This is a genomic window from Chloracidobacterium sp. (genome assembly GCA_016711345.1).
Taxonomy (GTDB): domain Bacteria; phylum Acidobacteriota; class Blastocatellia; order Pyrinomonadales; family Pyrinomonadaceae; genus OLB17.
On record JADJTD010000001.1, the window covers coordinates 795,364 to 811,754 of the forward strand.

Here is a 16,391-nt window from a genome sequence, read left to right on the forward strand (position 1 = left end):
GGCGATACACTCAACATCGAATGTATCGCCCTTCTTATCTGCTCCTCACTCAATTACTCTGCCCTTCGATAAACGCTATCTCAGAACCTCGGTTAGACCTGTAAAATTTCAAAAGCACATGAGGTGCAACGCGCGTTAGCAGCGAGACAACGGCCAGTTTTGATGACTTGCGATAGTTGTTTGCTGCTCGGAAGGCTGCTTCAGCCTCGCGAAAATTCCCGTTGAGCAATAAAGCCTTTCCCTGTTCGACGGCAAGGTCGGCTTCGAGTTCTTCGATGCGTTTCTTGACAATCGAATGCTGTTCATCGGTCAATTCAATCGTCTTTGCAACACGTTCAAAAGCATCCCGCTCGCGCATCGCTCGGCTGATAGCATCTCCGGAAAGGCTTTCGAGATGTACGCGATATTTCAACAGCTGTTTTCGCTGATAGCCGATCTTCGCTCCGTTCTTCGCCATTCTCAGCCAAAGATGAAAATCGTGAGCCCTTACACGCTCTGTCTCAAACGATCCCGCTTCAACGATCACTTTTTTGCGAGCCATCGTACCTGAAGTAATAACGTTGCACCGCAGATCGAGAATACTTTCAAAATTAGCGTCGCCCGTCGACGGAGCAGTTTCCATAAACGTTCGCCGATATGCTGACTGCATCCCGAAAAGCATAGCGTCGCAATAGACCATGTCGTAATTATTACGTTCGAGAAAGACAAATTGTGACGCAAGAAAATCCGGCATCCACGCATCGTCTGCGTCAAGAAATGCAATGATGTCACCGCGAGCGTGTTCGATGCCCGTGTTGCGTGCGACGCCTGCTCCGGCATTTCGTTGTCGGATGTAGATTATGTTCTCCAAGTGCGGACCAATGGCGAATTCAAATTCTTTTGTATCGGGAGAACCGTCGTTGACTACAATGATCTCGTGGTCGCGAAATCTTTGTTTAATTGCGGAATCAAGCGTCTCGGCGATAAAAGCAGCAGAATTGTAAGCCGGTATTATGACCGAAACGCGCGGCAGCCTGTCGGAAACATTACTTCCAATTCGCTTGCTGATATTTTTATTTCGGCGTCTGTTTTCGATCATAACTAATCAACGAGCCTGACGGATCGGCTCCCATCTGGCAAAGGTTTCGCCGCGAAGAAATTTGTAAAATGCCATCACAGATGCAAGATTAGCGAGTACAAAATAAAGCGGCATTGCGAGCAAGTGAGGACGCTTACCAGCGCGTTCTAAGAGCCAACCGATAAACGCCATTGAGTAGAAAAGTAGTTGCAGCAACATTGCGGCCGCATAGAAAGCGGACGCAGATGCAAACACGATGCTCGCGGCAAAGAACACGAACAAGATCAAAGGCACCGCGTACCTCAGCACCTTATGCGATATTAATTCGATAGCAAAAAAACCACTTTTCAGCGGATTGAGCATGTCGCGGCTTCTCCAAAGATCTGTAAATGTCTGTGAGATCACGCGAACGCGCATTCTCAGTTCATCAGCGGCGCGACGATTGGTGTGTTCAAAACAAACCGCGTCGGGAGCGAACACACTGCGTAGGCCTTTGCGATATAGGTTTGTGCAGATAAGAAAATCAGAACACGCTTCGGCGTACATCGGCTCGTAAGCAGATCGCCTCACTGCATAAAGACACCCCGAAGCACCGATCAGTGAACAAGCTCGGCTTTCGGCGATCTTGATAAAGGTCTCGTAGCCCCAGTAGCTTTTCGCTCCACGGCCGACAGTTGTGCTTAGGTCGTCAACGTAGTTTAAGCGGCCGGCGACACAGCCGACGCTTTTGTCGGCAAAGGCTGGCAGCAATTGTCGAAATACATCTTCCCGATACATTGTTGTCGCGTCCGAGAACAAAATGATCTCGCCTGCAGCTTGTTCGACAGCATTGTTTTGCGTAGTTGTTTTGCCGACTCGGCCTTCCTGTCGAAAAAGCTTCACACCGCGTGATGCAAATTCTTCGACTATCAAATCCGTTCGATCAGTTGAGCCGTCGGATGCTACGAGGATCTCAAGTTTGTCGTTGGGATAGTCGATCCTTAAAGTGTTTTCGAGCTTTTCGCTGATCGAGTCTTCTTCGTTGAACGCAGTGATCAGAACGGTAACATTTGGTTCGATCTCGGCGCGTTCTATCGTACTTGGAAACAGCAGACTTATCAAATGAACGAGCAACGGATACCCAACATAAACGTAGCCCAGCACGCTAATGCACATCCAGAAAATTACTTGTTCTGCTGTTGCCGTCATGTAGCTTCGGCTGGCCGCGGTTGAAGAGACGACATTAATTCTGCTTTCTCCTCGGCCCCTTTTTCGAGTGTGTAAATTCTACGGAATGCGACCGCATATGCGATCAGATAATAGATAAACCAGTTGTACGCGACCGCCGCAAAAAAGCTCGAAACCATATATCCGATAATGCTTGCCTGCAGCCCTATCGCAAGATAATAAAACCAATCCTGCTTGTCCTCGTCAAAGAGCCGTCGTTCTATCGCTCCTAGCTTTCGAAAAGGACTTATCATAAATATTAGATACGCAATAAGGCCCAGAATCCCGAGTTCCGACGAAACCTGCGTGAATGCGTTGTGAGTTTGCAGATTATGTACCCCGACGATCGGAAAATTGCCAATACCGATGCCCCATGGATTTCGCGCCGTGACTAGCAATGATCTTTCCAGAAGCTCCCGTCGCTGATCGCTTGAACCGACAACATCAAGTCCCGGAACAAAGATGGACAACATTCGCATGCCGTAGTTTCCCGGCGCGGCGAGAATTGCTATTCCGCCTACAACGATGGATGCGATCGTGACATTAAGCCGCTGCCTTCGGCCAAGTTTCCACGCCAAAGCTGCCATACAAGCAATCAAGCCAAGAAAGCCGCCGCGCGAATACGTCACCATATTTGCCCCGACAAATATCGCTGCCATCGCAAAATAGACGAAACGCATTGCCTTGCTCTTGGCAGCTAGCCCGAGCGTTATCACTAACGGCGTCATCATCACAAGGTGCATCGCCATCTCGTTGGGATTGCCGAACATACCGCCGACACCATCAACCTTGATGCGATACTCTTCGACGTTAAACTCGCCTTTAAGATAAAGATCGAGTGCCGCAGCACTAAGATAGACCGCAATTCCGAACGACAGCCACATCAATCCCATCAGTCGTTTGCGAGTGCGAACAACGTTGACCAGTACGATAAAAATAATGACCGCCTTGATATACGGATCATTAAAGATCTCCCACGCGAGGCCCGGATCTTTTGCAATCGGCATCGTCACAAGAGCGATCGCCGTCAACGCAAAGACAGCCTTCACCTCTGATGACAACGTCGTAAGACTGCCTTCGGTTGCAAGCTGACTAGGCACAAAAATAGCCAGTGTCACAAGCGCAAAATAAAACGCCGTCGCCGACAGAAACGACAACGCCGATATCAGTTCGTATGGCCGAAAAAGAACTAGGATCGAAAACAGATAGAGTCCGAAATAGGTAAACAAATGGCCGTTGCGAGCCAGCCAATGTTCGCGGCTCAATAGTTCACGATCTCGTTCGTTTCGCTTTGCTTTCTTTGCCTCTTTGCCGTCTTTTGGTTGGTAGTCAGGTTCTTTCTTGGCTACTGGGCGCGCAATTTCGACCGCTTCTGCGACTTTCTCCGTTTTCGAATTCTGCGCAGTCGGATCGACATCATTTGCGTATGTAAAATTTAGATTTACGAGATTCTTTGATTCGGTTGCGACATCATCATTCGTCGCCCCCGAAGGCCGCAGCGACGGCAGGCCGTCCGGTGACTTGTTGCCGTGTTTAGATGGTATCGAGAGTCCTTTGTAATCTTTCTCTTTTGATCGTTCGATGGGCATTTACAGGGTTCATCGTCATACGTCATTTACGCCGCAATCTCTTCTTTTTCCACCGTGATCATTTCGCGCACCGTCATCTTCAGTGCCTTTTCAAACTGCCGCGCTTCATTGACGCCGCTAAATGAAAGCTGCTGTAAATTTGCCTCGATACGTTTGCGATAATCCGAAACGAGAGAATCCGACACGCCGAGCATCTCAGCAACCTCAAGCTGCGTTCCGCCGTCAGAGATCAGATAGCAATGCCACAGAACATTGATCATTCGGTCATACTGCTTTGCTTTGCCGCGGACCGCCTTGTTAAGCGTCTTCAGAAAATTATCTACAAAACCTGCTGCGGCCAATTCAGCTTCGTTGCGCAGCACACCTTCTTCGGGTGTCTCGCGGGTGTCCTTAAACTCAAACGGCATACGGTCGTCATCGTCGCTATCCGTTCCGCTTCCTACCGGCACAAGATGTATGTCCATGATCGGCAGCCGTGACATCACAAACGATCGTAGTGAGCGAACGTCAACCGGCGAATCGATCGCCTTAAAGACACGAATAATAAGCTTCTCCAATTCAGGATTGCTGATAACGATCTGCGCGTCGCCTGTGCAGCCGACCATTCGCGTATCGCGGCCGAGAAATGAAACTGACTTAACGCGCTCGTCCATTTCCTGAACGTCGCGGCGTTCTTTCTTGAAACTCCAATCCTTCAGTCCATAAAGCCTGTCCGCCAAACGCCTGTGGACATCAGGATGATCGATATTATCGAAACGCTTAAACGCTTCGCTTGTCTGTATAAGTGTCGAAACGCGGCGTGCCAAACGATAGCTTTCGGGATAACGTTTGCGAAGCTCCGCCGTCAGCATGTTGGTAAGCTCGATCTGGCTGATCTCCGCCTCGACCTCAGCATCGGTCATCTCCGTGTCGATGTAATGCTGAAACCGGTCTTTCGCAAGCAAAGCAACAAACAGCTCCTGCGTCAGGTCCGTGTATGCATTGTGTTTGCCTTCCTCAACGAGAAAGCCCGCACGTTTCGATGCCCGCACCAATGGATGCGATGAAACGATGCGGTGAAGTTCGATCCAGATCTGGTTTACGTCGGATGCTTTAAGGCTGTCATTCCATTTGCCGACCTTGATATGCCTATGCGGAGCGGGTCTGGCAGGGCGTTCCTTTGTTTTCAAATCATTCATAATGCGATGTTTCCGATTTTCAGTTTGTCCTATCTAATAAGTCCGTCCTTCCTCATGTCGGCGAGCCACCGTTGACACAGTTCAGACTTACGCGCATAGACGCGCCAAGTGGGATTCGAACTAGAATTCGAGTGTTGAGGGTAAATTTTGCAGAGGATTTTCGGCTTAGATCAACAGCCGAGTCTTGCGGTCGGTCCGAACTTGCGGCAGGTGAGGTGATCTCTCTCACTGCCTACATTACGATAGTAACAAGAATTCCAAATTTGAGCAACAAGTTTTTCTATTGTTTTTAATTGTTGAAATCAATAGCAAACTACTTATAATTGTCAGATATCAGCTTGCAGGAAATTTACGCAATGCCGCCTTCTTTCTGGAACATAATAGCCATTATGGATTTACATTTGAAGTACGAAGATGTCTAACCGCCTGCCCCGCGGCCCTGATAGGACGATCTCGAAATAATTGTGTCCTATGATCTCAACAAAAATAACCAGCTTTTGTAAAAGCGAAGAATGTCCTTCGTCTAACGACCTGCTCGATTTCCAGAAGGTCTCGTCGTCACCACGGACCATCGACGAGATCCGCGGCCATCTGGAGTCGTGCGAGTTCTGCTCAGCTGAGGTCGAATTCTATTCGCACTACCCTCAGGAAGAAGGATCGAGCGAAGCAGTCGAAATGGCTGGTATCCCTGCACCACTTTTCGAACTGGCCGAGGCGCTCCTAAAAAATCGCTACACCGACGGGTCATCACTCGATGCACTCCTAAAAAAGAAAAGCAGCCAAACACAAAAGCCCGCCCTTCAGTAAGGGCGATACACCGAATGCACCGCCTTCTCTCCCATTTAACCCCACAAAATTAAAAACAGCTCGATCTTTCCGTCAGCTACAAATTCGGAACAGCGAGATGAACTCAGAATTTGGAATTCAGGATTCAAAATCGGGTTTCAGCTTCCGCAGATGTCGTCGATGGCTTCGCTGTATTTTTCGTCGATGACGCTGCGTTTGATCTTGAGTGTCGGCGTCATTTCGCCTTTGTCGATGGAGAATTCGCGGGGCAATAGATAGACCCGTTTTACTCGTTCATAGTCACTAAGTTCGCGGGTGAGATCAATGGCATCGTTCTGGACTCGTTTGATAAACTGCGGGTTGTCGGAAAGCTCTTCGCGAGTGCCTTCAGTCGAGACGCCATCAGCCTTCATAGCGTCTTTCAGTGCTTCCCAATCAGGCACGATCAGAGCTCCGACCTGTTTCCGACCTGAACCTACTACAACCGCTTGCGAGACGAGCGGGCTTTGCTTTAAAAGGCTTTCGACCTGCAGCGGTGCGACGTATTTGCCATTCGAAAGCTTGAAAAGATCTTTCAGCCGATCGGTGATATAGAAATGGCCGTCGGTGTCTTCGTAACCGACATCACCTGTGTGATAAAAGCCATCGTCATCGATAGCTTGCGCGGTCGCTTCGGGGTTGTTGTAGTAACCCATCATGACGTTCTTGCCGCGAATTAGGACTTCGCCATCCTTTTCGGCAATCTTCATCTCGATGCCTTCGAATGGTGTGCCGATCGAACCGACCTTATTGTCCTCAGGCCGATTGGCGCAAGTGACACAGGCCTCGGTCATGCCGTAGCCTTGAAGGATAGGAATTCCGGCCGCCCAAAAAGCGTAACTGAGCTTTTTCGAAAGCGGAGCTCCGCCGGACACAAAGAAACGCAGGCTGCCCCCAACGCCTTCACGCCATTTGGAAAACACAAGCCTGTTGGCAACTGCGTGCTTGGCGGCCAGCACAGGCGAAATGGTTTGGTGCTTGTCTTTCGAGTCCCAGTAGTCTTGCCCGACGACGAGAGCCCATTGGAAAAGACTTGTTTTCCAGCCGCCGGCTGCCAGGCCTTTTTTGACGATCTTGTGATAGACCTGTTCAAAAAGTCGCGGCACGGCGGTCATAATCGTGGGTTTGACCTCTTTGAGATGCGAGGCAAGCTGGTCGAACGATGCACAGTAATGTATCGAGACTCCGTTCGAGCAAAGCACATAAAAAACTGTCCGCTCAAATATATGTGATAGTGGAAGGACAGCTAGGCTGCGATCGCTGGATCTTATCGGCAAACCTTTAGAAATGGCGATAACATTAGAGACGAAATTCTCGTGTGTGAGCATCACGCCTTTGGGTTCACCGGTGGTGCCTGACGTATAGATGATCGTTGCTAGGTCAGTGGTTTCGATCTCGGCAAGCGACCTTTCAAATACATCGGCATCGATCTTCGAAAATTCAATACCTTTGCTTTCGAGGTCTTCGAGTGAGGTTGCTCGACGGTCAGTTTCGGGTATGCCATCGTCTTCAAAAAAGACAAGCTTTTCGAGCTGCTCAACACTCAGGATCGCATTTTCGGCATGTTTCCAAAGCTTCTTGCCGGAAATGAACAACACCTTGGCGCCCGAATTCTCAAGGATAAATCTGATCTGCTCAACCGCTTGTGTCGTGTAGATCGGCACGTTGACCGCCCGCAACAATAAGATCGCAAGATCGACCAAAGACCATTCCGGCCGGTTTTCCGAGATTATCGCAACGCGGTCACCTGCTTTGATACCCATTGAGGCGAGGCCCATAGCAATACGTTTCACACGTTCGATAACCTCGCTGCCACGAAGATGATTCCATATATCTCCGACCTTGAAGGCCAGAGCATCGGGCTTGTTGTGCCGCTGAAACGATTCGAAACAAAAATGCGGGATCGTCTGCGGGATGTTCTCGAATCCTATGAGATTTTCGGCGGTCATTGGTGCTTATTCTTGCAAATGCGGTAGATCAAGTCCAATAGTTGCGGTCGAGCGAACGATAATTGATAGCCTCACTAATGTGTGTCGGCTCAATAGTTTCGCTGCCTGCCAGATCGGCGATCGTTCGCGAGACTTTGAGAATGCGGTCGTGCGCACGTGCGGACAAGCCCTGACGGAGCATCGCTTTTTCAAGCAGATCTTCACTTTGGCTGTCGAGAGCACAGTGGGTTCGGATCTGCTTCGGCGACATTGCAGAGTTTGAAAAAACACCTTCGCCGTTAAATCTTGCGAGCTGTAAATCGCGGGCTCGCATTACACGTTCGCGAATGGCCTCAGAGCTATCACCTTGCGGAGTATCACGGCCTCTAAGTTCATTGAACTTCACGGCGGGCACGTCTATGTGAATATCGATGCGATCCATCAACGGGCCTGAGATCTTGCCGACATAACGCTGTATCTGGATCGGAGAGCATTTACATTCGCGCGATGATCCAAAATAACCACACGGACACCCCTGCGTTGACAAGATGCCATTATCAAACTGCCACTCTAAGGACGCCATATCCACATAGTATTGTAACGATTGGAGATGCGCTAAGGAAACGGCGGCTTGATCAGGGGTTGACCGTCAAGAATGTAGCCGAACAACTCAACGTCAACGAAGCAACTATACGCAATTGGGAGACAAACCGGCGAACAGTGCAGTTGCGCTTCCTAGGACGAGTTTATGACTTCTTAGGGGTGTGTCCTTGCGATGTGGTACTTCCATTAGGGGCTCGTTTGCAAGAGAGGCGAGAATATGCCGGATTTACAAAAAAAGCACTCGCGGAAATATTTGCGGTCGACGAACACACGGTTTCCGCATGGGAGCGGTCTAAATATCCTCCGATGAAATCACATGTTGAAAAGATATTCGATTTTCTAAAAAACCCTTTTGCACAAGGGGGAGATTCTCCGGAGAATGAGGGATTAAACGTTTGAGCTCTCGGCATTCAGGTGTCAAAAAACCTGTTGAAAAAGATGACGGTCGGACTGCCGATTTCCCTATGCCGCCTTGATCAAGAAATGAGTGTCATAAAACTAATGTTTGTTGACAGACGTCAGATCGATGAGTAAAGCTCGAATTTCTGAGGCATCTTCCGGGGTAACATCAAGGGCGGTTTGACCTTTTCGATTTCGCAAAGATGGATTTGCACCTTTTCTCAACAACAAGGCAACAATATCTTTGTGATTTAGTCGACAAGCCTCCATAAGAGCACTATTGCCGCTGGAGGTCTGAAGGTTCGGATCGGCCCCATTTTCTAAAAGTAAAGCTACTGTCCGCAAGTTATCCCAAGAAGAAGCTATCTCAAGAGGAAAGTCGCCATTCTCTTTAGTTTTATGATTTACGTCGGCACCATGTTCGAGTAAATACTGAGTCTTTGTATATGATCCACCGATATCAACTGAAACATAAAGCGGATTTATCCCATTTTTGTCTATATGGTTAACAGATGCCCCTTTAGAAACTAGAAATTTTATCATTTCTACAGATTCACGTTCGTTCTCCAAGTTTGCGAAAATTGCAGTTCTCCCTGTTGCATCTTCTGCTTCAATATTCGCTCCCTTTTCTAAAAGTTCAGCGGCAACTTCTACATGGTCATTTCCAGCCGCATAAAATAACGGGGTTCCTCCAAATTTGCCTGGCTGATTTACATCCGCTCCTTCTTTAATGAGTTCGCGAACACGATTTAAGTCGCCAGCACGAGATGCTAAGATCAAAGGTGGTTCTTCACTGTTCGGAGACGAAGTAAACCATTTAGTAGTACAAGCAATTACAATTAGAGATATCCCGATCAAAAGCAAAGTTTTCATATAATACTCCCTCACGCTACAATTTTTGTTTAAGCGCACATCTAAAAAAAGTTACAGTCAAGTCTTCTAAGAACAGCTTTCGGCGTAAGGGTTCCATTCGGTCCGCGGAATCCCCAGTTATTCTGAATTACTTTGTCATGAGTTGCGCTGATTGTTGTATTATTTTCCCCAACAATTCCGATATGTCCTGTTGCATCTGAATAGTTAATGGCTTGGGAAACGACATCTCCTGGCTGTGCCGGCCCCGACACTACTTGCCACTTACCCATTCTTGAATTCGTCGAATCAGCCCAATCTCTCGCTTGCGGTGGTCCTCCAAGCCCAATATAAGATCCATTTCCTCTATTTTGCGGAGGTTCAACGCCAACTTCAGTAAGAACATCATTTACAAACTGGTTGCATTTATTGGTTTTCGCTCCAAAATTACCGTTTGTCCCCTCGTAACTCCAGTCCGTGCTACCCTTATATTTTTTTGCAGTATTAACAACCTCTTTTTTTGCGTTTTCGCAATCTCTCTTCTGTTGCTCATTCAGACCAGGAGTCGGCACGGATTGAGGCTGTGGCGTAGCAGGGGGTGTTGTCGGTGCAGGTTGCGGCATCGTTAAATCCCGCAGTTCCCAAGCATCGATATTTCTAATGGATTCAATGCTTGGGCCGGCTGACACTTCCACAGACAGTCCACCTCGCATCTCGTGAGCACCATTGTTGTCTGCGGTCTCATTAGCTTGGAAATTCTGTTCGCCAGCATCGCCGTTGCCGTCGTCAGTCGAGTCCTCATTTGCGTTGGTATTCGTAGGATCAGTCGTGCCGCGATCTTCTTCTTGTTGCTGATCCGCCTCATCATCGCCCAATTTGTCAGCCATATTAGCAGCTTCACTGCAACTCGCCGGAAAATCATTAACGTAGCACTCATTGGCCAAAGGAGAGCTGGTTTGAGCATCTTCATCAACGGGGTCGTCATAAGGAGCGTCACAGATCCAGACAGGGTTATTTTCTTCATCTTCCTCCCAGCACTCAGCATCCTCCGGGTCGTATGTCGGGATCGGAAGATATACATTCTTCGATCCGACACCAGCGCCCAACGGATCGAGAGAGATCATTTCTTTGTGGATTTCGCCCGAGGTCTCTTCCATTCCTGTCCAATGCATAAGAGTTTGCCCCAGCACCGCACCGCTCGGATCAGCATCAAGACGATGTGTCGTATCAAGCATAGAAGATTCGACCCTTTTAACTCTGTGATCCGCTATATGCTCTCCTCCCGCATATATTTTTGTCGTGCGGTTTTGATGCTGCTCTTCATCGACCTCTATTTGGGCCAATATCTCGCCAAGTACAGACGACCTTATATTAAATGTTTTTATTGAGTCCTCGGCACAGGTCGGCTCCGACATTGAACATGGCTTTGATTTGATCCACCTACCGTCGCCGTCATACCGCACATGCCTTGTCGTGTCTTCATGGCCTACGTCGGGAGCCTTATATGTCTTTGAAGGGTAGAAAACTATACGCCCATCCGCATCGTATCTTCGGTCTGAGGGCATATTGCTTTCCCTGAGAACGCGCCCGTCGGCATCGAACGTTCGCTGGATGGTCTCGCTGATATTTACATTCGTTCCCGCCCAGTCCGGAACGTTTATCGTTTCGGTCTCACTTGTCATCCGTCCGTTTTCGTAACTAGATCCTTGACCAAATGCTGCCGTCCAGTGCAGTCGGCTCTGGTTTGTTGTTTCGCCAAATTTGTTATATTGATTCATGAATCGATACGGACGGTTTAAAGGATCGTTTTGGTTTTGGCCCGATCGAGCCTCAGCTCCCGTCCTTGCCTCCGTCAATCTACCCAGAAAATCGTATTTATATTTCCTGTCAAAATTCAGCATATTGTAATTCATTGTTCCATACGCATTGGAGTCTATATCTGAAAAACTCAGCCGCCCGTCCGCATGATATGTATACTGCAATTTTGCCCAGACATCCTGATATTCGGACGCCTGTAAACGGTCATTGTATTCGATCCTCTTATTGTGAATGCTTCCATATTCAAAACGCTTAACAGCACCCCATGCACGGTATTTTGTGTCCGTGACATAATCCAGTTGTACGTTTTCGGATGCTCTATTTCCAGATACTGACTTTAATCGGCCTATTTTGTCGTATCCGTACGACACGACCTCGCCAAATGGCTCCGTCAGCGTCGAAAGCTGGCCGCCCTGAGAGTATGTGTATTGAATTCCAAAAGTGTCGTTGTTCTCTGGGGAAAGCGGAACCGTTTCATTAAACCGACGCGTTTCGCTTGTAATCTGCGAAAGTGCATTGTAGACATATTCGACCGTGCCAAACCCATCTGTCATCTGGGTTCGGTTTCCGGTGTTGTCATACTGAAAATTTACTGTTGTGGGAACTTCAATGCCGCTTTGATTCGGGACTGTCCAGTTTATCTGGTCTATGAGTCCGAGATTATTATAAGTAAAGTGCTTTGCCGCCCCGCGAGCATCGGTTATCGTTTGCGGTACATCGTCAGGAAAATATGTATAGACCGTAGCAGTATGTGCATTCTGCTCGGGTTCATGTTTGCTGGCCATACGCCCGTGCCCATCATAAGTCTGGGTGGTTTCGCGAAACTCCGTTGCGTATTCCGTTCCAGCAAATACTTTTGAGGATATTACCTGATCGCGTCCGTTGTAGGTATTTGTCGCGGCCTTGTAAACCTGTCCGGTCCAATCCAGCATTTCCGTTTTGACATTTCGCCCAAAAAGGTCCGAATATTTTCTTTGAGTACGGCGGCCTTCCTCAAGTTGCTCTCCATATAATGTGACGATCTCGCCGCCGGCACAGCCACACCCTTGGTAGTCTGCTAGGGTGTCTGTTCCGTCAGTATTTATTGTTCGAGTCACTCTCCCTTTCCAATCGTATTCCGTGTGTTTCCATAACCACGGACGAGGAGCGGCATCATCTCCAGCGCGGTTCCAACCGGAATCGACCTCCGTCGGAATCAATTGTGCTATGGGACGACCCAGAATGTCATAATTAGTATAAGAGTAAGACCACGTTGCTGTAGTTCCATTGGAGTTAAATGTATGAGGGGTTCTAGAGATAAATGTTTGCCCATTTCCATTTGCCCAGCTTTCGGTGACGACTTCGTCTGCCGTATCAGGGCCATTACTATTGTTTACATCGATGATAGTCGAATACACCTTTAATTGGCCGTTTGTTGGATATTCGTAACGAGTGTAGTTATGTTCGGTCCATGCCCCGGAAACATTAATCCAAATCGCATTGCGTTTAAGCTTACCCGTAGTATCCCAATACGTGTGTACCGTTTTCATGTCAGGAGCAGTTCCCGAACGAGGTACACTTATGGTTTCAACATTCCCGCCAATATCATAGCGATACCTCAGAACTGAGGAATAGGCTGAATCGCCCAAACTCACGCCCCCTGGAACGGTTACTACAGTTGGATAAGCATATGTTGTCGGATTACCCGTCGTGCTGAAATTATCCGTATAACCGAGACGGGTAACACGCCCGACAGCATCAGTCTGCGCAACGGGAGATCCCGCTGTATTGTATTTTATCGATGATGTCACGGCGAGGTCTGGATCGGAAGCCGTAGATAAGTTTGTTGTATCCCAGCGTGATGTACTGGTCAAATTGCCACGACGTGTGAAACTAGCACCATATCCGCTATCATGCTGCACAGGCGAAATATTCTGCATTAGCGTTGCGTCGCTAAAATCACCTTGATCATAAGCATAGGTAACTTTAGAAACGTACTGGAGCGAATTAACGTTAGGATCTTCATTCCAGCCCCAATTTTCCACCTTTAAGGGAAGACCGATCAGGCGTTTGTTTAAGTAAAGTGGATTTAGATTGTACTCTGTGGCCTGTTTCTTTTTGATCGTGTTGTCGGTGGCGAAAACCTCGATCTCACTAACGAGCCCAAAATAAGCGACCGTATCGCCTCCACCAATATTGGGAATGACAGTCGGATCTTGAAGATAAGTCAAGGTTGTCCGCTTTACGTTACTTGCGTCATCCCCGACCTGTGTTTCTATTACTCGTGGATTGAGGACATAATCATACGGCGTACCACCTACTTGGTCTTGTTCCCACTTAGTCCACGTCCACCGTTTTCGCTCGCTGCTGCAATCTGTATCTGAACCGATACAATCCTCCTGCGCAATTGGCAAACCCTCCTTCCAACCCTGATTGTTGCGGCCAAAATGCAGGAGCGTATAAAGACCGTTAGGATGAGGCGACGTTGTGGACATCGCTACTCTGACAACTGCCGTATCCTGGTCAATGTCATTTACCCTAAACCTTGAAAATTCCGGGACGGTGTTTTCAATGTCAATCTCCTGTGCTATGCCACTTGCGTCTAGATTAGCGTTCTCTGCCCATTTATAGGTATGCGTAAACCGTGGGCAATCTAGCTGGCCGGCCGTGAGATTTGCGAGATCTGTCGAAACGTAATTTAAGACACGTGATGGTGACTCAGCAGCAGCAGCAGAAACCGTACTTACTTTTTGCACTTGTAAGTAATCGTTATACTCAAAGCGTGTCCAACTGTTATCAGCATAGGTGATCTTTTCCAATACCTTCATTACTGTTCCGTCAGGAGGTCCAATCACGGTATTTATATCTCCTCCGAAATCGGTGTTTATTGGCTTATTTCCGTAGGTAAAACTTGCCCATGTATGTTGGCCAGTGCTCCACGATTGCTTAATCGAAAGTGGGTATAGCTCGGGATCATAATTAATTGTTATTACGCGTCCCAAGGTGTCCGTAACATTTTGCAATAAGCCTTGCTCAGTGTAATTGATCGAAATGAAATTGCCGTTCCGGTCGAGAATCCTTGTGCATTTAAATGCATTAACCTTCCATGAATACGACATTTGGCTGCCATCAATTCCTCTGATCATTATCTCTACGTTTTGGACCGGTTCATTGGGACCGTTTGACCCTTTTGTTTCAAGGTGCATGTAACTCGAATCCGTCGTTTCGTAATTATTGCTTGCGCCGATTTGTCTAAACTGTACCCGCGCACCATCGGGCGTAACCATTAGATAAAACCATTTATCATTTGGCTTGTCGTAATAAACAGGTTCAATTTCCGGAAATCCAAATCGAAACCCCGGTGAAATGTTACTCCGGTCAGGATCGAAGAACATTTTCGTATCATCTTTTAACCAAACAAGTGAGTTGTAACTAATACCTAAACCTGCATTTAGTCCCGCCCTGCCCGGCAGACTGACAAGCGATGTTCCCCAAGAAAAATTCTGCGAATAGAGATTTGTTCCACCTGTGGCATTTCTCCGAGCGAGTCTTGCTTTTGCCCCATTAACTCCAGGGTCAATAACACCGCCTACTTGTTTTGTATATGCCGAAGGAAGCGCGATATCGCCCGCTGACCCAAGCGTTCTATAAAGATATGGCGGATTAGGGTAATCGGTTGTGTCGCTCTTATGGATATACCAAACGCCTGTCGTAGGCCGCCATACAGCACAATCGGTTGTTCCATCGTTATCATAATCCGCGGGTACGGGCTGATCGCCGTAGTTGCCCCAACCAACAGATGTAGTTAACCCATAACCATTTCCTGAAATTGTCGCGAAATACCAAATTCCCTCAGACGGTCGATAAACTGCCAAATCGCTCTTTCCGTCACCATTAAAATCTCCCTGTACGGGTATATCGTTAGCTTGTCCATACTGGATGTAATAGTCGCCAGCTACGCTCCTATGAATATCCCAATAACCGGAGCCTGCAATTGTTCGGAATACGGCTCTGTCCGTCTTTGTATCGGTGTCATAGTTCCCCGGAATAGGAATGCCACCGGTGGTAGTCTCCTGATGTTCGCGGTATCCACCTTGGCTTTCATTTATATACCAACGCCCATTGGACGGCCGGTATACAGCTTGATCGCTTGTCCCATCCCCGTCATAATCACCTACTGCCGGAATATCACCGGAAATCCCCATATGTATACCCAAGGGCTGCGGCGTTGCACTCGCCGTTAACGGGCTCGGTATATAAAACCAAGTTCCCGGATTCGCTGGAGTGCCAGGGTTAAAAATCGCGACGTCCGTTTTGCCGTCACCGTTATAATCACCCGGTACCGGCTTTGACGAATAACTTCCGAGATTTGTATTACTCACAATAGAGCCATCATTTTTTCTTATTCTGAACTCATGTGTTGCAGGATGCCATCCGCTAACATCGGCCCCCCCCAACCCGTCGAATTCAAATGTGACGCTGCCCGTTGCGTTATACATGGTGGGCTGTGTATATTCTGAATTCATTTCCTTCGTCTTAATCTTGGGGATGACCAAGGCAAAGAGGGCCGTTGTTCCGTCAACAAGTTTTTCGACAAGTGATTGCTGTCTTATAATGGCAACACCTCTCGGAAATTCCGGCTCGGCAAAAAGATTCGATAGCGGCGAAAAAAGGTTCGCAGCTAACGCAAAAGATTCTGTTATGCCGACGGACGAATTTGGAGCGAGAAACAGTTTAGGGGGAGCTGGAGACGACTCAGAGGCTGGTATTCGACCACTCGCTTTTGCGATTGGGATTGGTCCGGTGAAAAGCACCTGTCCAAGAAGTGTCAAGATCAAAAATACGCTTCCAATGCGTGAAACGCCTATTTTATCTATGGCAAAGACCTTGGGGATGGCAGACACACTTCGTCTACGGTCAGATTTGGAAACAAGCGGTAGTTTCTTCATTATTCGTCTCC

At 48.0% G+C, this 16,391-nt stretch carries 10 protein-coding genes; 2 read left to right on the forward strand and 8 right to left on the reverse strand.

Annotated elements, in window-relative coordinates:
- Positions 1–49: 49 nt before the first annotated feature.
- The 4 genes from IPL32_03350 to IPL32_03365 are packed head-to-tail and all read right to left on the reverse strand — an operon-like array spanning position 50 to position 5,030.
- Entirely contained in the window at positions 50–1,078 is a 1,029-nt protein-coding gene (locus IPL32_03350) for a glycosyltransferase family 2 protein (protein MBK8464843.1), read from the reverse strand.
- A gap of 6 nt (positions 1,079–1,084) precedes the next feature.
- Entirely contained in the window at positions 1,085–2,245 is a 1,161-nt protein-coding gene (locus IPL32_03355; protein ID MBK8464844.1) for a glycosyltransferase family 2 protein, read from the reverse strand.
- Positions 2,242–3,852 carry a hypothetical protein gene (locus IPL32_03360; GenBank protein MBK8464845.1) on the reverse strand — a complete coding sequence of 537 codons (1,611 nt, stop codon included), beginning with the start codon at positions 3,850–3,852 and terminating at the stop codon, positions 2,242–2,244. Before IPL32_03360 ends, IPL32_03355 begins: the two co-directional genes overlap by 4 nt.
- A gap of 26 nt (positions 3,853–3,878) precedes the next feature.
- Positions 3,879–5,030, reverse strand: a complete 1,152-nt coding sequence (locus tag IPL32_03365; protein MBK8464846.1) for a hypothetical protein — start codon at positions 5,028–5,030, stop codon at positions 3,879–3,881.
- A gap of 471 nt (positions 5,031–5,501) precedes the next feature.
- Here IPL32_03365 and IPL32_03370 point away from each other — a divergent pair, with 471 nt between their 5' ends.
- Entirely contained in the window at positions 5,502–5,837 is a 336-nt protein-coding gene (locus IPL32_03370) for a hypothetical protein (protein ID MBK8464847.1), read from the forward strand.
- 137 nt (positions 5,838–5,974) lie between these two features.
- Here the strand turns inward: IPL32_03370 and IPL32_03375 are convergent, their stop codons facing one another.
- Together IPL32_03375 and IPL32_03380 are read right to left on the reverse strand one after the other, a co-directional pair.
- Positions 5,975–7,804 (reverse strand): long-chain fatty acid--CoA ligase, encoded by a 1,830-nt coding sequence (locus IPL32_03375; GenBank protein MBK8464848.1) that lies wholly within the window; start codon positions 7,802–7,804, stop codon positions 5,975–5,977.
- 28 nt (positions 7,805–7,832) lie between these two features.
- Positions 7,833–8,366: an ATP-binding protein gene (locus tag IPL32_03380; GenBank protein MBK8464849.1), complete on the reverse strand. Its 534-nt coding sequence runs from the start codon at positions 8,364–8,366 to the stop codon at positions 7,833–7,835.
- Between the two features lie 59 nt (positions 8,367–8,425).
- Here IPL32_03380 and IPL32_03385 point away from each other — a divergent pair, with 59 nt between their 5' ends.
- Positions 8,426–8,785, forward strand: a complete 360-nt coding sequence (locus tag IPL32_03385; GenBank protein MBK8464850.1) for a helix-turn-helix transcriptional regulator — start codon at positions 8,426–8,428, stop codon at positions 8,783–8,785.
- Positions 8,786–8,884: 99 nt separating this feature from the next.
- On the opposite strand, the gene IPL32_03390 is transcribed toward IPL32_03385, so the two are convergent.
- Together IPL32_03390 and IPL32_03395 are read right to left on the reverse strand one after the other, a co-directional pair.
- Positions 8,885–9,658 carry an ankyrin repeat domain-containing protein gene (locus IPL32_03390; protein MBK8464851.1) on the reverse strand — a complete coding sequence of 258 codons (774 nt, stop codon included), beginning with the start codon at positions 9,656–9,658 and terminating at the stop codon, positions 8,885–8,887.
- Between the two features lie 41 nt (positions 9,659–9,699).
- Positions 9,700–16,380 (reverse strand): FG-GAP repeat protein, encoded by a 6,681-nt coding sequence (locus IPL32_03395; protein MBK8464852.1) that lies wholly within the window; start codon positions 16,378–16,380, stop codon positions 9,700–9,702.
- Positions 16,381–16,391: the final 11 nt, after the last annotated feature.

Coding starts and splice junctions, on each gene's coding strand:
- IPL32_03350 (MBK8464843.1), bottom strand. CDS start 1,078: ATGATCGAAAACAGACGCCGAAATAAAAATATCAGCAAGCGAATTGGA.
- IPL32_03395 (MBK8464852.1), bottom strand. CDS start 16,380: ATGAAGAAACTACCGCTTGTTTCCAAATCTGACCGTAGACGAAGTGTG.
- IPL32_03365 (MBK8464846.1), bottom strand. CDS start 5,030: ATGAATGATTTGAAAACAAAGGAACGCCCTGCCAGACCCGCTCCGCAT.
- IPL32_03390 (MBK8464851.1), bottom strand. CDS start 9,658: ATGAAAACTTTGCTTTTGATCGGGATATCTCTAATTGTAATTGCTTGT.
- IPL32_03370 (MBK8464847.1), top strand. CDS start 5,502: ATGATCTCAACAAAAATAACCAGCTTTTGTAAAAGCGAAGAATGTCCT.
- IPL32_03380 (MBK8464849.1), bottom strand. CDS start 8,366: ATGGCGTCCTTAGAGTGGCAGTTTGATAATGGCATCTTGTCAACGCAG.
- IPL32_03355 (MBK8464844.1), bottom strand. CDS start 2,245: ATGACGGCAACAGCAGAACAAGTAATTTTCTGGATGTGCATTAGCGTG.
- IPL32_03360 (MBK8464845.1), bottom strand. CDS start 3,852: ATGCCCATCGAACGATCAAAAGAGAAAGATTACAAAGGACTCTCGATA.
- IPL32_03375 (MBK8464848.1), bottom strand. CDS start 7,804: ATGACCGCCGAAAATCTCATAGGATTCGAGAACATCCCGCAGACGATC.